The 22,161-nt window shown below is 43.4% G+C and carries 12 protein-coding genes; 7 read left to right on the top strand and 5 right to left on the bottom strand.

What is annotated here, in order from left to right:
• The coding region (locus tag ZA05_RS01205; RefSeq protein WP_053990038.1) for an OmpA family protein at positions 1–1,703 on the top strand (1,703 nt) is incomplete at its 5' end.
• 56 nt (positions 1,704–1,759) lie between these two features.
• Here ZA05_RS01205 and ZA05_RS18420 read toward each other — a convergent pair.
• From ZA05_RS18420 to ZA05_RS01190, 3 genes are all read right to left on the bottom strand, one after another.
• Positions 1,760–2,137 carry a hypothetical protein gene (locus ZA05_RS18420; RefSeq protein WP_053990037.1) on the bottom strand — a complete coding sequence of 126 codons (378 nt, stop codon included), beginning with the start codon at positions 2,135–2,137 and terminating at the stop codon, positions 1,760–1,762.
• A 66-nt stretch (positions 2,138–2,203) separates the two neighbouring features.
• Positions 2,204–3,640 carry a DUF5689 domain-containing protein gene (locus ZA05_RS01195; protein WP_231632383.1) on the bottom strand — a complete coding sequence of 479 codons (1,437 nt, stop codon included), beginning with the start codon at positions 3,638–3,640 and terminating at the stop codon, positions 2,204–2,206.
• 11 nt (positions 3,641–3,651) lie between these two features.
• Complete coding sequence (locus ZA05_RS01190) at positions 3,652–6,411, bottom strand: TonB-dependent receptor (protein ID WP_053990036.1); 2,760 nt, start codon at positions 6,409–6,411, stop codon at positions 3,652–3,654.
• Between the two features lie 137 nt (positions 6,412–6,548).
• Here ZA05_RS01190 and ZA05_RS01185 point away from each other — a divergent pair, with 137 nt between their 5' ends.
• Complete coding sequence (locus ZA05_RS01185) at positions 6,549–7,607, top strand: endonuclease (RefSeq protein ID WP_053990035.1); 1,059 nt, start codon at positions 6,549–6,551, stop codon at positions 7,605–7,607.
• Between the two features lie 37 nt (positions 7,608–7,644).
• On the opposite strand, the gene ZA05_RS01180 is transcribed toward ZA05_RS01185, so the two are convergent.
• Entirely contained in the window at positions 7,645–8,079 is a 435-nt protein-coding gene (locus ZA05_RS01180; RefSeq protein WP_053990034.1) for a hypothetical protein, read from the bottom strand.
• Positions 8,080–8,143: 64 nt separating this feature from the next.
• Positions 8,144–10,483, bottom strand: a complete 2,340-nt coding sequence (gene pbpC / locus ZA05_RS01175; protein WP_053990033.1) for a penicillin-binding protein 1C — start codon at positions 10,481–10,483, stop codon at positions 8,144–8,146.
• A 200-nt stretch (positions 10,484–10,683) separates the two neighbouring features.
• On the opposite strand from pbpC, the gene ZA05_RS01170 reads away from it, so the two are divergent.
• The 5 genes from ZA05_RS01170 to ZA05_RS01150 form a co-directional block, all read left to right on the top strand.
• A complete protein-coding gene (locus ZA05_RS01170; RefSeq protein ID WP_082333633.1) occupies positions 10,684–12,588 on the top strand; it encodes a gliding motility-associated C-terminal domain-containing protein in 1,905 nt (634 codons plus the stop codon).
• A 29-nt stretch (positions 12,589–12,617) separates the two neighbouring features.
• Positions 12,618–13,526: a type IX secretion system membrane protein PorP/SprF gene (locus ZA05_RS01165; RefSeq protein WP_053990031.1), complete on the top strand. Its 909-nt coding sequence runs from the start codon at positions 12,618–12,620 to the stop codon at positions 13,524–13,526.
• Between the two features lie 18 nt (positions 13,527–13,544).
• Complete coding sequence (locus ZA05_RS01160) at positions 13,545–15,446, top strand: OmpA family protein (protein WP_053990030.1); 1,902 nt, start codon at positions 13,545–13,547, stop codon at positions 15,444–15,446.
• Positions 15,447–15,477: 31 nt separating this feature from the next.
• Positions 15,478–21,315, top strand: a complete 5,838-nt coding sequence (locus ZA05_RS01155) for a choice-of-anchor L domain-containing protein (protein WP_053990029.1) — start codon at positions 15,478–15,480, stop codon at positions 21,313–21,315.
• A gap of 29 nt (positions 21,316–21,344) precedes the next feature.
• Positions 21,345–22,161 (top strand): type IX secretion system membrane protein PorP/SprF (locus ZA05_RS01150; RefSeq protein ID WP_053990028.1); only part of this gene is annotated, 817 nt, incomplete at its 3' end.

Here is a 22,161-nt window from a genome sequence, read left to right as displayed (position 1 = left end):
TCTACAACACGGAGGCGGCCGAGGGCTGGTATGCCAAGGCCATCGAGGCCGGCAACCAGGACCCTGAGATGGTCTATAGATATGCCCAGATGCTGAAGGCCAACGGTAAGTACAGCGCGTCGAACGCACAGATGGCGAAGTTTGCCTCCCTGGCGCCGGGCGACGAGCGCGCCAAGGCCTACCGCTCTGCACCGGACTATATCGAGGCGATCAAGTCTACTCGCAAGCGCTTCGAGGTGGAGGACATGGCACTGAACACGCAGTACTCTGAGTTCGGGGCCGTGGAGAAGGACGGGGAGCTTTACGTGGTCTCCGCCCGCAACACGAGCCGCAAGACCTATGGCTGGAACGGGGAGCCGTTCCTTGACATCTACAGATTCGCCAAGGGCGAGGACGGCAGCTTCACGGAAGGTGAGCTGTTGGGCAAGGAGATCAACACAAAGTACCATGAGGGTACGCTGTCCTTTACACCGGACGGCAATACGATGTACTTTTCACGTGAGAGCTTCTTCGAGAAGGTATACGAGAAGGAGGACCGCACGAAGATCAGTGTGATCCACCTGTTCCGCTCCAATAAGAACGACAACAAATGGGGACCTGCAGAGGGCTTTGCGATGAACAGCGACAGCTACTCGGTGAAGGACCCAGCGGTGAGCGCAGACGGGAAGACCCTGTACTTTGCCTCGAACATGCCGGGGGGTATGGGCGGTTTTGACCTTTACAAGGCAAGTATCAATGCCGATGGCAGTCTTGGAGAACCGGAGAACCTTGGATCGAAGATCAACACGGAGGGGCACGAGGTGTTCCCTTTTGCAGGGAGCAACGGTGAGCTATATTTTGCCTCGAACGGTCACTTGGGCCTAGGTGGGCTTGATATGTTCCAGGCGAAGGCGGACATGTCCGGAGTTGACAACATGGGGGTACCGGTGAACAGCAGCGGTGACGACTTTGCCCTTAGCTATGACGACGCGACAGGTATGGGCTATGTGTCCTCGAACCGCGCAGGCGGGAAGGGCAACGACGATATCTACCGCGTTAGAAAGGTAGAGGAGCCATGCGATACACAATTGTTGGTTAAGATCACAGATGAGAAGAGCAAAGAGGCCATCGTAGGGGCCATGGCCACATTGTACGCAGCCAACGGAGAGGAACTTGGCAGTGCCGTTTCCGATGCACAGGGTATGGTAAGCTTCAGCATATTGTGCGAGACGGATACGGAACTGGGAGTGACTTCTGCGGACCACATTGGGAAGCGCGTGTCTATCGAGGGAAGTTTGGAGAAGGAAGTAAGGGAATCTGTGGAGCTGGCGCCTATCGAGGAGCTTATCGTAGAGGATCAGGTGGTGCTTAACCCAATCTACTTCGACTTTGACAAATCGAACATCACGGCACAGGGAGCCTTTGAGCTTGACAAGCTGGTACAGGTGATGACCAAGTACCCGGAGATGGTGATCTTGGCGACTTCTCATACGGACAGCCGAGGATCTGACGCCTACAACATGTCATTATCGGACAGACGTGCGAAGTCAACGGCACAGTACGTGATCTCCAAGGGCATCGACAAGAGCCGCATCACCGGAGAGGGCAAGGGTGAGACCGAACCTAAGGTGGACTGCGGAGCAAACTGCAGCGAGGAGCAGCACCAGCTGAACCGTAGATCGGAGTTCATCATCGTGAGCGGTGGACCTAAAACAGCAAACTAACCTAACTGAATAACTAAGTGTTAATTGAGCCCCGTCAGAAATGATGGGGCTTTTTTTTATAAAACCTTTAGTAAAAGTATGGATACAAATAGAACTCCAATAGGGAGTAAACAAAGTATCCAGATGCTGTATTGCGGTATTTTGTTATGAATCACTTTAGCATTTTTTACACGTCTTTTCTTTCCGCTGTATTGGATCCAATTTTTGAAATAAAGAATGATGGCCAAAATACCAAACAATGTCCAAGCTTTATAGGATGACATGGTGTTTACTCGCATTTGATTTAAAAATTCTGAAAAGAAAACTCCTAAGAATAGTAGAAAGGAGCATTGCACGATAGTTAGATAGATGGTGCTGATGCGGGTTGCCTTGGTTTTGTGTTTTGTTTTTATGTGGTTAAAGGCGCTATAAAATAGTGCGTCGAAGAAAGTCATATGCGTTAGGTTTTAAACAAAAAAAAGCCGACTTAAAAGTCGGCCGAAAGATAGATATAGTTTTGTTTAGTTTGACGCAATGATGGATAAATCATCAATTTGATAGGCGCCATCCAAGGTGGTATCTGTTCCAGATCCTACCACTTTAAAGGCTACGTGTAAGGTTCCGGAATAGGAAGAAAGATCAATTAACCCGGAATCCACAAAATCATACCAGTCATCTGATTGCGAGGCAAAATTGGCACTTATAGGTTCCCAAGTGGCAGCAAGCACATCGGTGCCATTGTAGTTGGTAGAAACAAATAGTTCTATAGTGTTTCCAGGAGAATCCAAATGATGTTGTGCTGTTTTGAAGTTTAAAAATTCATTGTCCTGAGCATCCATGTCGAATGCTGGAGTGACAACCCAAGCAATATTAACAGGGCTTCCGGAATTGTAGGTGCTAAATTCAATATAGCCATTTCCAGAATAGGTTTTTTCTCTCCATTTATAATTGCCTTCTTCGTTGAAATTGGTCCATCCTTCAAAATCAAAGTTGGTGTTGTTGATAGCCGTTTGAAAGTCTTCTTCAAAAATTACTGTAAAATCTGAAGGGTCCAGAAGTGAACAACGCATATTGTTAAGGTTAACATCTTCAGTATTGTTTAAGGTCAATACCAAGGTACTTCCGTCAAAAGTTTTGTTTACAATTGCTGTTATTAAACCGTTTCCTGTGGGTAATAGGTCGTCTTTGAAATTGGCAAATGAACTAGTCTCTAGAGGAAAGGTGACATAACCAAAACCATCACAGGTTTGAAGGGTTCTTTGTGTATCGTAATCTTCGATAGGGTCAAAATAGGTGGCTCCTTCTAGGTTGTCTTCAAATTCTACATTGTCAACACTAATGAGCATTCCAATATTGTCATCGGATATTTGGGAAAAGGTCATTGCTTTAGGGCTAATGGTAGTGGTGTTTTGGGAGCGCAATAAATTAGTCTTGATTTGGTTTTCAGTAAGGGCTACCACAGTGGTCCCGTATTGATCGGTTTCTGTTTTGCCCCCAATGGTTGTGACACCATTGCCTACACGTTCTTCACCAATATATAAGCCTTTTAGATTGATGTAAACTTCTCTTCCTGGATTGAATTGATTATAGGAATCTACCCTGTTCAAGATTACTTTTAGGGCGTTGGTAGGGTTATCTGGAGCGTCTTGAATAAAGAATTCTTTATAAAAGTTTCCGGTAAAGTCGGATGAAGTTACGTAGCCTTTTACATAAATATCGGAAGTAATTTGTTCGATGACTTCTCCTTCTTGATACATGGCCTTTACCGTTTCCATGGATACTTCGGTGCCATTTTCCAATAAAGTTTGCAGATTCTGGTTCTCTTCATTGCCAAGACTTGTTGGTACTGAAAAATCGTCATCTTGAACGCAGGAAGTTATTGTTGTGATGAAGGTGAAAACCGTTAAAAGCCTAATGTATCTTTTCATTTGTGTACGGATTACTAATTTATTTTTCATAATTAATTTTTTTAAAATCTGAAGTAAACATTTACAAAATAGGTTGTACCTCTACCATACCAATATTTGGGTGAAAATACGGGTGTATCGTTGCTAGCGTCCTCTTTTAATTCTTGGTAATTGGCGTTTCTTCCTTGCTCAAAACCTCCAGTTTTATAGGTCTTGTTTAAAAGGTTGTTGATGCTAGCAAAAAAGCCAACGTAATAATCATTGATTTTCCACGATTTACCTCCAATAAGGTTTACTACCATATAGTCGTCAAATCGTTCTTGTTTCAACAGTTCTTTGGCAATTTCGGGGTCGTAATCATTGAATGGAAGGCCGTCGCTGTCCAAATAAAAATTGCGGGTTCTTGTCAATGGACTGATATCTACGTAGGTGTTTGTAAAAAAGTTGGAAGTGACCCCTACCCACCAATAATCGGGATCTCTATATTCAAATCCTATGGAATAGGCTTTTTGTGGGCCTCCTGCTATTTTATAATTTTTTAGGTTGGATTGACCAAAATCAATACCGTTTTCATTGGTGAAACTGGAAGATGTTAAGTACAAATTAGGGTTGTTGTCGTAAGTGTATTGCCCTATGGATGCAACTCCCTTAAGTTTAATGGTTGGGGTGACTTGAGCTTCGATGCCAATTTCGGTGCCGAGATGCTTTTTGTCAATTCCCTGAAGGATTTCCTGAACAAAGGCAGAAGAGTCATTGTCTTCAATTTCAAAACTGCTGATACCATCGGCATAATAAAACGAGATTTCGTTGGCGTCTTCAATCTTGGTATAGAAGGCTGTAAGACGTGCCTTAATGATTGGTGATCTAAAGATGTAGCTGGCATCTACCGTGGAAATTTTTTCTTCTTCAATGCCTCGAACCACCGCATCATTTTCGCGGGCATTGGAGTAGGTGTTTCTTAAGGAGGGCGCTTTGGTGATATAGCCTGCATTAACATCCAATAAATGTTTACCTGTAATTTTATAGGTGAATCCACCTTTGGCTCCAAAGCCATTAAAGGTGAGCTTTTCGCCTTTTCCAAGCGAATTATCCTGATAGCGTTCATGTTGCCAAAGGCCTTCTCGTTGGTATGTGGTGGTGCTTAAACTTCCAGAGAGGTAGAAATCTATTTTATTGTATTTGAACAGTGCTTGGGCATATCCCGAAACCACAGAGGCCAAAAGGTTGTAGTTGTAGCGAATTTTTCCGCCTTCGCCCACAATTCTATCAGGGTTTTGAAGGTCATACTGAAAATTGTCAAAACTGTCCAAGTTTAAATATCCGGATCCTCCCAAGAGATCCATAATTTCTGCAAAGTTTTCCGATTTTAAATTTTTGTAGTCGATACGGGCATTCAGTAAAATGTTCTCTGAAATCTCGGAAGAGAAAATGGAGTTCACTGTAAGTTGTTGGTCGTCGCTATGGTCTTCATACAGCACATAAGCGTTTGGGGTGCCTGTGATATTGTTGGTAAGGTTGGCATCGTAAATTCGATTCCAGTCTATTTGACCATTATTCAAGAAATTTTGTTCCAATTGGTAGGCGGTGTCGTAGTCTGGACCATCAGGGTCTGCTAAGGCATAACTTGGTAAGAGCTGGTAATAGGTTGGGCTTGGATTGGCGCCACCCGAATAATCCAATCTACTATTTCCTAATTTCCCAAATTGGTAAGCAATGTTGGTATTCAATTTGGTTTTGTCGCTAATGTCCCAATAATGATTCAACATAAGGATGGGCTCTACCACTTCCTTGATCCGCGAGTTGCGTTTTTCTCCATCGTGATACCCCCAATATTCGTTATATCTAATGTCTTTTAAATCGTAAACTTCCTGAGTGTTTGGGGATGATTTTCCTCGTCTATTCGGGGCATAAATGGAGGTGAAGTTTAGACTGTGCTTGTCGTTGATTTTCTTTTCAACAGAAGCCAATATGGAATTGGCATCGTAAAATGTGGCATCCTGATAGCCTTCATTTCCCCAGCGTCTGCCTACAGATATGGCATAGGCCCAATCGCCTTTTACCAATCCTGAGGCGTATGTGGCCATTACTCGATGGGTATAACTTCTGTTGGAAGATGAATAGGTCACACGACCACCTCTTCTATAGCTCGAAGCTCTTGTATTAATATTGTTAGTTCCTAAAATGCCTCCAAATGTATAGTTGGAAGGTGCTAGGCCTGTTGTGAGTTCTTGGTTGCGGACCACGTCATTTAGTCCGCCCCAATTACTCCATTGTGGCCTGCCGTTGAAAAGTTTGTTCATTTCGATCCCGTTAATCAATACCGAGCCATTCTCCGAATCCAAACCTCTTACCTTAAAAAAAGAGGAACTGAACTCAAAAGCAGCCGTACGTTGAAATACATCCTGTGAAGACTGTAACAAGCCAGAAATGTTATCAGAAGCACTGGTGTCATCATTTAATTCGTCATCAGAAAGGGTGATAGTAAATAGATCGGCAGAATCGGAGACATCAATAGCCATGGTCATGTCGGTGATATTCACCGTCTGGTTGGTCTGAACTATTATAGGGTAGCGCTTGGTGATGTAACCTGTTTTTTCAATTTTAAGGACTTGTTCTCCCAAAGGGATGTTTTCAGAGAATTCAAAGAATCCAAGAGCATCGGTTTGTGTAGTTTGCTGGCTGGATTCAATAGTAACTATTACGCCGGGGATGGGTTCAAATGTGGCTGCGTCTTTTACGCTTCCTTTAACGAGGGTTTGTTGGGCATTCAATAAAATAGGAGAACAAATAGTAACTATGAGGGCAAGTAGTTTTCTTTTCATACTTATGGTTAGTGTTAAAATGCTCTTGTTTGTTAAGTAATAGTTATTTGAAGCTAACTAAAATACATTATTTATAAGAAATAAATAAATTTGGATTTGAAACTGTTAGATATTAATCAAAATATAACGTTCACTAAATGAAAACTTTAAATTACTGGTTGTTTTTACTGTTTTTAAGTGCTTCTTTGGTCGTAAGGGCTCAGGAAAAGAAGAAATTTAAAATCCATACCGTTGCTTTTTATAATCTGGAAAACCTCTTCGATACCATCAATGACCCAGTAAAGTTTGATGAGGCAAGCCCAATTTTGGAAATGAAAACTGATATCAAGGAGGTATATATGAAAAAGGTGCATAATATGGCCAGAGTGATTTCCGAAATAGGTACGGATATGTCTAATAATTCTCCTGTAATAATTGGGGTTTCAGAAGTGGAAAATCGTCAAGTTTTGGAGGATTTGGTTAATGATCCCTTGTTGTTGGGCAAGGACTACGGAATTGTACACTTTGATTCGCCCGATGCACGGGGGATTGATGTGGCTCTGCTTTATCAAAAGGATGTATTTAGACCGCTTCATAATGCTTCTTATGAATTGAAAATTTATGATGATGAGAGTCAGAAGCGGATTTACACCCGAGATCAATTGTTGGTGTCTGGGGAATTGGAAGGGGAATTAATTCATATTATTGTAAACCACTGGCCTTCCAGACGTGGAGGGGAGGCCAAGAGTAGGCCAAAACGAGTTGCCGCAGCCAAATTGAATAAGCATATGATTGATTCTTTACAATCTATAGATCCCTATGCAAAGATCATTACGATGGGCGATTTGAATGACGATCCTACCAATGCCAGTGTGAAAAAGGTGTTGAATGCCAAAGCCAATCGTGAGGATGTGCAGTTGAAAGGAATTTACAATCCATATGAAGATTTGTTCAAAAAGGAGGGATTGGGAACAACTGCCTACCGTGATGCCTGGAGTTTGTTCGATCAAATATTGATGACCAAACCTTTAATTGAAAAGGATTATTCGTCGTTTAGGTTTTACAAAGCGGGTATTTTCAATAAAAACTATTTGACCAATAAATATGGTCGGTATAAAGGTTATCCGTTGCGGAGTTTTGCGGATGGAGGTTTTACCGATGGATTTAGCGATCACTTTCCTGTATATATCTATTTGATCAAAGAAGTAGCTGAATAAAAAAAGGCGCCAATGAAAATTGACGCCTTTTTAATTTTTATAACCAGTTGCTCCAAGGGATTCTGGAGAGAATCAATATCAATCCTAAAGAATAAAAAATAGCTAAAGACTTGAATTTTGGTTTCGATGTCAATTTCTTTTTGTGTTTCGAGTAACCAATGGTGATAAAGGTTACCGCCAAAATGGCTACAAATGGATGTTCAACGGCCATAAGTCTAGATAGGCTGTTCAAACCTCCCATACCGTTCATTTTTATGGTTTGTAATCCGTTGGGAGAGACAAAGTATAAAATAAGTCCCAACAATAATTGAATATGGGTCACGATAAGTGTAAACAAAGAGATTCTAAAATCTTTTGCAGAGAATTCTTTGTCACTAAAAAATTTCATCAACGCATTAAAGGTTGCTAAAATTAAAATAATGAGAACCAGATAGGCCCAATATGAATGCAGAAATTTGATTGTACTGTACATTGTATGTATTTAAATAATTGGTTCAACAAATGTAAGCAATTTATAAATGGGAGTAGATTATGGTTTAATTTGAAATTGTGATTTTTCGTTGGTTTTGATTGCCGAATTCATCCATAACGGTAATAAGGTGTTCTCCGGTATCAGGTAAAATGGCCATTTCATGGAGGGTTTCGGTTTGTCCAATAAAGGTTTGGTCCAAATACCAAAATACTGTTGCTTCTGGTTTGGAATGTGCAATTTGGAGGATGAGTTCATTGGTGGTTCCGTCAAAATCTTTGGGTAGAAAAACAGTGTTGTTTTCCTTTGGATAGATGAATTGCATATTCGCTTCCTGTTCTCCCGAACAATTAGGTTTAAATGGCGGTAGGGACTTGTAAAAAGGGTGTTTCGTTTTGTAATAATAGGCCATCAAAGGAGGCAGGACAAACCAAGATTCGTGAAGCATCTGGTTGGTGTCTTCACAGGAGGAATTTACTTGAAACGTTCTGTCTTTATTCAAATGAACTAAAATGTGGTAAGGGCAAGGTTCTGTTTTGATACCTGTTAATTGCACAAAATTATCTTGTGGGTTTGGGCAGTTAAGGGCTGCTCTATAGCCACTTGCTGCACAAACCTTAATTTCCTGCATCTCATCAAAGGGTTTGGCAAACCAATCGCTGTTGGGTAATAAGTCGAAGACCTCAAAAAGGATGGGTGCCGCAGCCTGTACGCCTACCAAACCAGGTCGACCTTCTCCATCGGCGTTACCTACCCAAACACCCACTACATAATCTTGGGTAGTCCCGATGGCCCAAGCATCCCTAAAGCCAAAACTTGTACCGGTTTTCCAAGCAATTTCTTTGGAGCCATCAAAAAACTCCCAATGTTCATTTCCTTCAGGGCGGTTCACGGTTTTTAAACTTTCAAAAGTTAAATAAATGGAAGCGGCATCATACAAGGTTTTCTCTTTTACTTTTGATCCAAAATCAGCCGTTTTGTTAGCTAAAAAAGTAGGTTCGCAAAATTCGTTTGTATAGTATTCGCTGGAGCTTTCTGAAAAGTGATTTAAGGTTGATGAGAGGGCTGCATAACTTTTACATAGGTCCCAAAGGTTGCTTTCGGCGCCTCCTAAAATAAGGGAAAGGCCATAATGGTTGGCTTCATGGGTGAGGTCTTTGAGGTGTAATGATTTTAGATAATGATGAAATCTGTCCAAGCCAAATTCCTGAAGCATTCTTACCGAAGGTACATTCAATGATTTGGCCAAGGCTTTGCTTGCGGGAACGGCACCGTCGTAAGTTTTGTTATAGTTTTCTGGATTGTAACTTCCAAATTGAGTGGGTACGTCAGCTACCAAAGTATTGGGCAGCATGTCTCCGGTATCGAGCATGGCGGCATATAAAAAAGGTTTTAAAATACTACCGGTACTCCTTGGTTTGTCAATAACATCCACATCTTTTTGATGAGCGCGGTCAGTAGGTGTGTTGCCTACATAAGTGAGGACTTTTCGGGTTTTAACATCCATGACCAATACGGCAATATTGTAAATTTCATTTTGACTGAGTTGGTTGTAATGCTGTCTTACAATGTTATTAGTTTGGTGTTGTAATTTGGAGTCAATGCTTGTTTGAATACGCTTTCCAGAATGCTCTTTGGCTATTTTTTGGAGTAAATGAGGAGCTGCTTGAGGGAGTGGGTAGGGCTTTTGGGGAAGGTCTTCCAAAACAGAAAGCTGATACGTAAGAGAATCTATGATTTGGTTGTCCAATAATTTTTTGAGCAGTCGGTTACGCTTTTCGAGGAGTCGCTCTTGGTTTTTTCCTGGGTAAATCAAACTTGGAGCGTTTGGCAGCACGGCCAAGGTGGCACTTTCGGCCCATGACAATTCAAACGGGTTTCTATTGAAATACCTCCACGAAGCGGCATCAAGCCCCACTACGTTTCCTCCAAAAGGGGCATGACTGGCGTAAAGATTTAAAATAGTCTCTTTGCTATGGCGCAATTCCAATCTGGTGGCCAAAATAAGTTCGATGCCTTTTTCAAAATAAGTTCGTGGTTTGCCTTTTCGGGAAAGCCTTATAACCTGTTGGGTTAGGGTGCTCCCTCCGCGTTTAATCCCTTCCGAGGATAGGTTGTCGCGAATAGCTTTAAAAATGGATATAGGGTTAAACCCTGGGTGTCGGTAAAAATATTCATCTTCAAACTGTAGGATACAGTCCTTGAATTTTTTTGGAATACTATCCGTCTGAGGAAAGCGCCATTGGCCGTCTTCAGCAATTAATGCTCCTAAAAGCTCATTTTTTGAGTCGGTGATTACAGTCGTTGTTGGATCCTTGAAAAGCTCCCTTGGAAGGCAGAAATAGTATGCTAAAAAGAGAAAAAATATAATGGCAGAGGTTTTGGGGTAACGCTTTAAAAGGTTCATTATGAAATTGAAATGAATGTATGGACGAAATTAAGGATTTAAAGGTAGGAAACGCTGCATAAGTCTCGGAAAAATGCTGTCCAAGAGTTTCTATATGTTTTGAATGTTATTTGAAGGTTAAAAGGTAAGTGATATTTCCCCAAATATTGGGTTTGCCTTAATTTAACGGGCTCATTTTAATTACTAATTATACTTTTTTTATGAGGAAACTTATTCTCTTATCTGTCTTTTTGTGTCTTTCCTTGAAGATGTCTGCACAATTAGTGCCCGTTTTTTATGGTGATGCTGTTTCTCTTGGGGATGATTGTTATCGAGTAACTGATGCTGTAACAGCGCAAAGTGGTTCTGTGTGGTACGATAACCCTATAGATTTGAATGCTGATTTTAAAATTATTTTTGATGCCAATTTTGGAGATAACGATGCCGATGGTGCCGATGGTATGGCGTTTGTTATGAAAACAACTTCCACTCCAGAAATAGGAAACTCAGGAGGTGGTTTGGGGTATGAAGGGATCACACAATCCTTGGCTGTTGAGTTTGATACTTGGACCAATGGAAATAGAGCCGATCCCCCAGGTGGTATAGACCATATGTCATTAATGCGTGGTGGAAATGCACATCATAGTTCAATCGATAACCTTGTTGGACCTGTAGATATATCGGCTACTTCAATTAATGTGGAGGACGGTTTATACCATGAAGTGAAAATTGAATGGGTAGCTGCCACGCAAACCTTTACGGTGTTTTTTGATTGTAGTGAACGAATTGTATATAGTGGCGATATTATTAATACTGTATTTGGAGGTGCTTCTGAAGTGTTTTTTGGTTTTGCAGGTTCTACTGGAGGGTATTACAATCTACAGCAAATTTGTTTTAAGTATGTGTCTTTTGCTAATACCTTGGCCTTGGCGGATCAAGAAATTTGTATTGGAGAAAGTATTGAAACAGTAGATGCTACCTATGAAAATGGAATTGGTTATGAATGGCAGCCATCTACAGGTGTTAGTGATATTAGCATTCCTAATCCTGTATTTACACCAACTGAGAATACTACATATTTGGTGACCGTTTTAGACAACTGTGGTGTTGTAGTATTTACAGATAGTTTTGATGCTGTTGTAAATCCATTGCCTACAATTACTGGTGAGGATGTAGAATTTAATTGTATGACCAATTCTGCTGAAATTTCAGTGGATGTAGAAGCAGGGGTGCAAGTCAATTGGTATGACGCTCCTACAGGGGGTGCTTTGTTATTGTCTGATAGTGCTGTTTTTGAAGTTTCTTCACCAGGAACATATTATGCGGAAGCCATTAGTGATGCTGGTTGCGTTTCTGAAGTTAGAGCAGAGGTAGTCGTTAGTGTAAGCCTTCCAGATGCTCCTTTAAGCGATGGTGATGTGGATTTTAGCTGTACCAATAATAATGCGATCCTTTCTGTTTCTGTATCTGAAGGTTTAGAAGTAAACTGGTACGATGCTGAAGTTGGAGGTGACCTTTTGTTGGAAAGTAGTACAACTTATGAAGCTACGGAAGAGGGAACTTATTACGCGGAAACTATCGATCCTATTACAGGTTGTGTGTCGGAAACAAGAACTGCAGTATCTACTTCTATAATCTACCCAGAAATGCCAATTAATAATGGTGAGGACACTGCTTGTGGTGGAAATGTAACCCTTTCGGTAAGCGTTCCAGAAGGTGTAATTGTGAACTGGTACAGTGCCGATACAGATGAGTTATTGTTGGCAAACAGTACAACCTATCAAGTGTCAGGGATTGGTACGTATTACGCTGAGGCGGAAATTGAAGCTACTGGATGTAAGTCTGAGAACAATGTATATATAGAATTGGTGAACTGCGAAATCCCCCAGGGAATCTCTCCAAACGGCGACGGTTTGAACGACTATTTCGAGCTTAGCAACTTCCAGGTCCACAAGATCGAGATCTATAACCGCTACGGAACCTTGGTGTATTCGAAGAACAACTATACCAACGATTGGTACGGCCAGACCAACGATGGCGAGGACCTTCCTGTCGGGACGTACTTCTACACCATGGAATACGGAGAGGGAGAGACGCACTGTGGATGGGTCTATATCAACAAATAAAAGCAACCAAGAAAAACTAAAAGAGACATATGAAAAGAATATATATGGCAATGGTCCTATTGATGTGCGTACAGCTGTACGCACAACAGGACCCACAGTACACGCAGTACATGTACAACATGAACGTAGTGAACCCGGCGTATGCGGGTTCGAAGGAGGCTCTTAGCCTAGGGGTGCTCTACCGCTGGCAGTGGAGCGGCATCGATGGTGCGCCACGTACGGGTACCTTCTTCGGCCACGCGCCCATCGGGAGCAATATGGGACTTGGGCTGTCGTTCATCAACGACCAGATCGGTCCGGTTATGGAGAACAACGTCTATGCCGATTTCTCGTATACCCTAAAGCTTGGCGGCGAACACCGCCTTGCCTTCGGGATCAAGGCCGGGGCGACCTTCCACGACATCGGCCTATTGGACGATGTGTCCGTGATCGATGAGAACGACCCATTCTTCTCTGAGAACATCAACAGTGTGACGCCGAACATCGGTGCGGGAGTGTTCTACTACACGGAGCACTACTATGTAGGCTTTTCCGTGCCCAACATGCTGAACTCGGTGCACCTTGATGCCGATGGCTACGAGCTTGGCTCAGAGGTGAGCCACTACTTTTTGACAGGGGGCTATGTGTTCGAGGTATCTGACAACACGAAGCTGAAGCCCTCGTTCATGGTGAAGTCGGCCTTTTCTGCGCCGACCTCTTTCGACGTGAACGTAAACGCGCTGTTCTATGACCGCTTCGAGATCGGTGCCTCGTACCGTCTGGACGATTCGTTCTCGGGATTGGTGAACTTCGGGATCACGCCGAACCTTCGCATCGGCTATGCCTATGACGGGGTGACCTCGGACATCGGGAAGTACGCATCCTCGTCTCACGAGATCATGCTGCTTTGGGACCTGAACTTCACGCAGAAAGTGTCACGCTCACCAAGATATTTCTAACCGGACAAGCAAAAAGAGATGAAGAACATACATACATATATAGCAATAGCGATGATGGGCGGCATGAGCATGACCGCACAGAACAAGGATACAAAGAAGGCAGACGACCTTTACGGGCGCTTTGAGTACGTAGAGGCGGCGGAGGCCTATGGGAAGCTGGTTGAGAAGGGCAAGGGCGATGCCTATGTCTACACGCAGCTGGCAGAGGCCAACTACAACATCTACAACACGGAGGCGGCCGAAGGCTGGTACGCGAAGGCCATCGAGGCCGGCAACCAGGACCCTGAGATGGTCTATAGATATGCCCAGATGCTGAAGGCCAACGGTAAGTACAGCGAGTCCAACGCACAGATGGCGAAGTTTGCCTCCCTGGCACCTGGCGACGAGCGCGCCAAGGCCTACCGCTCTGCACCGGACTATATCGAGGCGATCAAGTCTACGCGCAAGCGCTTCGAGGTGGAGGACATGGCACTGAACACACAGTACTCTGAGTTCGGGGCCGTAGAGAAGGACGGGGAGCTTTACGTAGTCTCCGCCCGCAACACGAGCCGCAAGACCTATGGCTGGAACGGGGAGCCGTTCCTTGACATCTACAGATTCGCCAAGGGAGAGGACGGCAGCTTCACGGAAGGGGAGCTGTTGGGCAAGGAGATCAACACAAAGTACCATGAGGGTACGCTGTCCTTTACACCGGACGGCAATACGATGTACTTTTCACGTGAGAGCTTCTTCGAGAAGGTATACGAGAAGGAGGACCGCACGAAGATCAGTGTGATCCACCTGTTCCGCTCCAATAAGGGAGAGAACAAATGGGGACCTGCAGAGGGCTTCGCGATCAACAGCGACAGCTACTCGGTGAAGGACCCAGCGGTGAGCGCAGACGGGAAGACCCTGTACTTTGCCTCGAACATGCCGGGAGGTATGGGTGGCTTTGACCTTTACAAGGCAAGCATCAATACCGATGGCAGTCTTGGAGAACCGGAGAACCTTGGGTCGAAGATCAACACGGAGGGCCATGAGGTGTTCCCTTTTGCAGGGAGCAACGGCGAGCTTTATTTTGCCTCGAACGGGCACTTGGGCCTAGGTGGGCTTGATATGTTCCAGGCGAAGGCGGACATGTCCGGAGTTGACAACATGGGGGTACCTGTGAACAGCAGCGGTGACGATTTTGCCCTTAGCTATGACGATGCAACGGGTATGGGCTATGTGTCCTCGAACCGCGCAGGCGGGAAGGGCAATGATGATATCTACCGTGTTAGAAAGGTAGAGGAGCCATGCGATACGCAGCTGTTGGTTAAGATTGTAGATGAGAAGAGCAAAGAGGCGATCGTAGGGGCCATGGCCACATTGTACGCAGCCAACGGAGAGGAACTTGGCAGTGCTGTTTCCGATGCACAGGGTATGGTAAGCTTCAGCATATTGTGCGAGACGGATACGGAACTTGGAGTGACCTCTGCGGACCACATTGGGAAGAGAGTGTCCATAGAAGGAAGCCTTGAGAAGGAAGTAAGGGAATCTGTTGAGCTGGCACCTATCGAGGAGCTGATCGTAGCGGACCAGGTTGTGCTTAACCCAATCTACTTCGACTTTGATAAATCGAACATCACGGCACAGTCTGCCTTCGAACTTGACAAACTGGTACAGGTAATGACCAAGTACCCGGAGATGGTGATCTTGGCAACCTCACATACGGACAGCAGAGGCTCTGACGCCTACAACATGTCACTATCGGACAGACGTGCGAAGTCAACGGCACAGTACGTGATCTCGAAGGGCATCGACAAGAGCCGTATCACCGGAGAGGGCAAAGGGGAGACCGAGCCTAAGGTGGACTGTGGAGGCAACTGCAGTGAGGAGCAGCACCAGCTGAACCGTAGATCGGAGTTCATCATCGTAAGCGGTGGACCTGAGGTGAACTAATCAGCAAAATTTTTAATCAACAAAAATTGCAATGAAAAAACTACTAATATTTTTTGTGCTATTTTCAGTTTTTAACCAGTTAGATGCCCAAGTAACAATTGGAACTGGGAATATGGAAACTGAAAATGCACCTTTTGATCCTTATTTTGGATATTCGTATTCACAGACCGTGTATTTGGCATCGGAGATCAATGCCTCTGGATCTATTACCGATATACAATGGTATTATAGTGGGAGTACAGGTTTACCTAATAGCCAGGAATTGGTCATTTACATGGCGGAATCCACCAGGACTTCCTATAGTTCTACTACAGATTGGGAGCCGATAGAGGCTTTTACCGAAGTATATTCCGGTGGTATAACTGTTTCTGCCGGAACACCAGGTTGGGTTCAGATTACTTTGGATACCCCTTTTGATTATACTGGTACAGATAATTTAATTATCGCAGTGGAAGACAATCAAACAAACTATGATGCTTGGAATGATGATTTTCATAATACTGAGGTAGCAACTAACAGGACTATTTCACATTTTACTTCTATTGCAGATCCTGATCCTGCTTCTCCTCCATCAGCCAACAATATTGATAATACCATTCCGAATATTATTTTGGGAGGAATTACACAATCCTGTCCTAACCCTGGTAATGTAACTGTTGATATAACTTTGGCAACTGCTGATTTTACTTGGGAAGGTGGGTCAGCCACGGCCTGGGAGGTAATTAACCAAGAAGTTGGAGGTACTGCGCCAACAAATACAGATTCTGGAATTGCAAGTAGCACAAATACCTATCAAGCAACTGATTTGATTTTGGGAGCCGATTACGATTTTTATGTAAGAGCTGTTTGTGGATCCGATGAAAGTTTTTGGGTAGGGCCATTGACCTACCATGTGAACAATGTGGGGGAAACTTGTAGTAATCCAATTCAAGTTTCTACGCTACCTTATACTACTGTAGATAATACCTCTAATTATTTGGATGATTATTCTGGGACTCCAGGTGCGGATTGCGGTGCTACGGCGAGTTTTCTAAATGGCGATGATGTGGTATATGCCTATACACCAACTGAGGACACTTCTATTGATATTGAACTAACGGGACTAACGGCTAATTATGCTGGGATGTTTATCTATACAGATTGTGAAGATATTGGGACGGCTTGTATTGGAGGAGATTCAAACTTTTCATCTATAGCCGATTTAACTATCGACAACCTGATAGTTTCTGAAGGGACAACCTATTATATCGTAATCTCCACTTGGGCAGCACCACAAAGTGTTGGCTATACTTTAAATATTACAGAAAATACCTGCGTTGATCACCAAGTGGCTTTTGAAGTGGTGAGTGATTGTGCAAATGGACCGCAATTCTTTATTGAGGCAGATGTTACCAATTTGGGGTCTGCAACTAGTTTGCTACTTACCGATGACCAAGGGAGTGCTTCTCAAACAGTTTCTGATTTGGGAGTCTATTCATTTGGACCTTATGACAATACTACGGATGTAATTATTACAGTTGAGAATGTTGATGATGCCAACTGTATCATTGATAGTGGAGCAATCACACAGCCATATTGTGTTGATAACATTGTTGATTGTACAGTAGGACCAGTAAGTACAACGTTTTGTTATGGGAATAATAATGACATCATTTTTACCTATACCAGTACCGATGGTACGCCATTGACTATGACCGTCAATGGAGGTTCTGTTCAGAACAATTTGGATTATTTTATCGTATATGATACCGATGGAACTTCTGAACTTACGGAAGCCAATACTACAGGTGATTTATCTGGAGTGTACCAATCCTCTGGAGACACTATTTCTTTTACGGTAAATTCCAATGGGTACGGAAGTTGTCAAAGTTCATCAAGCTACGAGCCTATTGAACTTACTGTAGCTTGTGCTACCTGTACCAACCCACAGTGGTCCTATGAAGTAGTTTCAGACTGTATCAATGGGCCTCAGTTCAATATTGAAGTGGATTTAACAGATATGGGAACAGGTACTTCCTATACCATTTCAGATGACCAAGGTATCGTATCTGAAACAGTGACAGATATCGGTATCTATACTATCGGGCCTTATGAGAACACTTCAGATATTGCCTTGACTATTGAAAATGATGATGATGTTAACTGTATCCTTACGGGACCAACAGTAACCCAAGAGTTCTGTTTGGACAACTATATAGATTGTTCAGAAGGACCTTTAAACACGACTTACTGTTATGAGAATAACGACCAAAACACCTTTACTTTTACTAGTAATGATGGGTCGTCATTGTTCTTGAATTTCAATTCAGGAACAGTTGAAAATAACTGGGATGAACTACATGTTTACGATACCGATGGTACCGAATTGACCCCAACAGATTACTACGGGAATAATGGCGATTTATCTGGATTGATATGGCAATCCTCAGGAGATACTATCTCTTTTTGGATAGCCAGTGATGGATTTAATAGTTGTGCTTCTGGAAGTCAGACGGAACTTGATTATACGGTGACCTGTGCTACTTGTGATCTGCCAACTTGGTCTTATGCACCTGTTTCAGACTGTATCAATGGTCCTCAATTTAATGTAGAAGTGGATCTTTCTGATATGGGATCGGCTACGTCTTATACCATTACAGATAATCAAGGAAGTGATGTGCAAGTGGTAACGGAAACAGGAATCTACACTTTTGGTCCTTATGCCAATGAAACAGAAGTATCTTTTACAATTGCCAATGATAATGATGCCTTATGTACCTTATCAGGGGATCTTGTTACCCAACCGTTCTGCTTGGATAACTATTTGGACTGTCCAGATGGAGAGCCTATTAACCTAGTGTATTGTTATGGTAACAATGATACAAACGTTTTTACTTTTACTAGTAATGATGGAACACCTTTAAATTTCGATGTCAATGCAGGGGAATTGTATGTGGTTGGTGATTATTTCCACGTTTATGATACCGATGGAACTGAGTTGACTCCAGATGAATTCATCGGGTTTGATGATGACGGTGACCTTACCGGAGTAAGTTACCAATCTACGGGAGATACCATTTCATTTTGGGTAGAATCTAATGGACTAACAAGCTGTCAAAGTACTTGGACGTCATTTGAATCATTGGATATTACCGTGGCTTGTGCTACCTGTATCAATCCCCAAGCTACTTATGAAATGGTTAATGACTGTGAAAACGGTGAGCAGTTTTTGGTAAATGTTGATATAACTAGTATGGGAGATGCAACATCATTGACCATTTCAAGTGATTATGATGACAATACTGTTACTGCAGAGGCTCTTGGAACCTATCAGATAGGGCCGTTCCCTTTCAATACCGAAGTAGAAATTGCAGTGATTAATACTGATGATAGTACATGTGATATTTATAGCCCAACCTTTAATATGTTGGCCTGTCCTCCTGTAAATGATGAGCCATGTGATGCCATTGCAGTTGAAGTAAATGAATTGGACGAGTGTACTTTATTTGCATCGGGTACAGTTGCCGGAGCAACCCCATCTACTGTGGCAGTGCCCGCTTGTAATGGCCAGCCAAATGATGATGTATGGTTTACCTTTGTGGCTACTTCAGAGGCACAGGTAGTATCGCTTTTCAATATTACAGACGGAAACTTGAACCTTGATTTCAGTGTATATGAAGGAACCTGTGATGGCACTCTTACAGAGCTGTTTTGTACCGATGATAATGTTAATGTAGTGGATGGCTTGACCGTAGGGAACACCTATTATGTACGCGTATACTCGTTTGGAGAGGTTGCCATAGTGACTAATTTTGATATTTGTGTTAAAGTCGCACCAGGGAATATCATTACCGATCAAGAAACCTATACTGTTGAAGAATTAGTGACTGATATTTTGATTTCTAACGAGTGTGCGCAGATCTCGAACATTACTTATTCTACAGGAACTGATTATGATTCTGTAAATGGTATTGCCTATTTCTACACAGAAAGTCCTGGCTTCCCATTCGATGATGGAATCATGTTGGTTTCTGGAGATGCGTCGTTGGCAGATGGACCTAATGTATCTACCACAGCCTCTTCTGGAAGTTGGAGTTGGCCGGGAGATACCGATCTGGAGGAATTTGTTGATGGTAATACTTACAACGCTACTGTTATTGAGTTCGATTTCGTGCCATTCGCCGATGAGATCAGTTTTGACTTTATCATGGCTTCTGAAGAGTACAACGGAGGGTCTTTCGAGTGTAATTATTCTGATGCCTTTGCCTTCCTATTGACGGATGAATTTGGGGTGACTACGAACTTGGCCGTATTGCCCGGTACATCCACACCTATTTTGGTAACCAATATTCACCCTCAAAATACGGCATGTGGACCTATGAATGAGCAGTATTTTGGTGGGTATACGCCGGATAACTTGCCTCCAATGATTTATGACGGTAGAACGGTTGAATTTACAGCATTCTCAGAAGTAAATGTTGGGGAGACTTACCATATCAAATTGGTGATGGCCGATGAAGGGGATTCAGCTTTGGATTCTGCTGTATTCCTTAAAGCAGGTAGTTTTGATCTAGGAGATTTCGATTTGGGTATTGATATTACTATGGAAAACGGTAATGCGCTTTGTGCGGGAGAACCAATCATTTTGAATACTGGTGCTGATGAAGTGGACCACGTATGGTATAAAGATGGGTTTGTAGTTGAGGGAGAAACTGGATCTACTTTGGAAATTACCGAAGGAGGAGAGTATAGTGCTCAAGTTATTTTCTCTCCGTCATGTACAGAAGATGATACTATTTTTGTGGAATATATACCAGGTCCGGCAATTTCTGAACCGATGGATCTTGAGGTATGTTCGGCCACTCAATCCGCTGTATTTGACCTTTCTGAAAATGATACTGCTGTGCTTGGAGATTTAGATGCGTCTCTTTATACAGTATCTTATCACTTGGCGGAACAGGATGCTATGGAAGATACGAATGCATTGATGTCTTCTTATTCTAATGTGTCTTCACCTCAAACAATATGGGTGCGTGTTGTTAGTGCAGAAACAGGTTGTGCATCTTTCGATAGTTTCGATCTAATTATTACTGCGCCAACACATACGGCTACTAGTGTTGATTTGTTGGAATGTGATAATGATGGTGACGGAGTAGCAGAATACGACTTGGATGCACACGGCACATATATCCTGGACGGTCAGGATATGGCAGCCTATACAGTGACTTATTATGCTTCTGAGCAGGATGCCATGGCTGCTGTAAATCCACTTGGATCTCCTTATACGAGTTCTGGAAACGAAACGGTTTGGGTACGTGTTGAAACTGTTGGTTTACCAGATTGTTATGTAACCAATAGTTTTATGCTGACCATAGGAACCTCTCCAGTAACTACATTTACTGAAGATTTTGATTATGTGGTTTGTACTGGTTCAAACTCCCCTGTGACAATTGAGGCAACCCCTGAAAATTATTCTGAAGACGAAGTGTCCATCAACTGGTACCAAGATGGCGGATTGATTGAAGGTGAAAACGGATTGACTTTACCTGTTTATGTTGAAGGTACTTATGAGATAGAAGTGGTTTTCAATGAAACAGGATGTAGCGCCATAGTAGAACAAACTTTGGGAGAGGTGGTTTGCGAAATCCCTCAGGGAATTTCGCCAAACGGCGACGGTTTGAACGACTATTTCGAGCTTAGCAACTTCCAGGTCCACAAGATCGAGATCTATAACCGCTATGGTACCTTGGTATATTCTAAGAACAACTATACCAACGACTGGTACGGCCAGACCAATGATGGCGAGGACCTTCCTGTCGGGACGTACTTCTATACCATGGAATACGGAGAGGGAGAGACGCACTGTGGATGGGTCTATATCAACAAATAAAAGCAACCAAGAAAAACTAAAAGCGACATATGAAAAGAATATATATGGCAATGGTCCTATTGATGTGCGTACAGCTGTACGCACAACAGGACCCACAGTACACGCAGTACATGTACAACATGAACGTAGTGAACCCGGCGTATGCGGGTTCGAAGGAGGCGCTTAGCCTGGGGGTGCTTTACCGCTGGCAGTGGAGCGGCATCGACGGGGCGCCACGCACGGGGACCTTCTTTGGCCACGCGCCCATCGGGAGCAATATGGGGCTTGGGCTGTCGTTCATCAACGATCAGATCGGTCCGGTTATGGAGAACAACGTCTATGCCGATTTCTCGTATACCCTAAAGCTTGGCGGTGAGCACCGCCTGGCCTTTGGGATCAAGGCCGGGGCCACGTTCCACGACATCGGTTTATTGGACGATGTGTCCGTGATCGATGAGAACGACCCGTTCTTCTCTGAGAACATCAACAGTGTGACGCCGAACATCGGTGCGGGAGTGTTCTACTACACGGAGCACTACTATGTAGGCTTTTCCGTGCCCAACATGCTGAACTCGGTGCACCTTGATGCCGATGGCTACGAATTGGGCTCAGAGGTGAGCCACTACTTTTTGACGGGGGGCTACGTGTTCGAGGTATCTGACAACACGAAGCTGAAGCCCTCGTTCATGGTGAAGTCGGCCTTTTCTGCGCCGACCTCGTTTGACGTGAACGTGAACGCACTGTTCTACGACCGCTTCGAGATCGGGGCCTCGTACCGATTGGACGATTCGTTCTCGGGATTGGTGAACTTCGGCATCACGCCGAACCTTCGTATCGGTTATGCCTATGACGGGGTGACCTCCGACA

The organism is Mangrovimonas sp. TPBH4 (assembly GCF_001280505.1).
In the GTDB taxonomy this organism is placed as follows: domain Bacteria; phylum Bacteroidota; class Bacteroidia; order Flavobacteriales; family Flavobacteriaceae; genus Mangrovimonas_A.
This window is presented reverse-complemented; position numbering and strand designations above follow the sequence as displayed.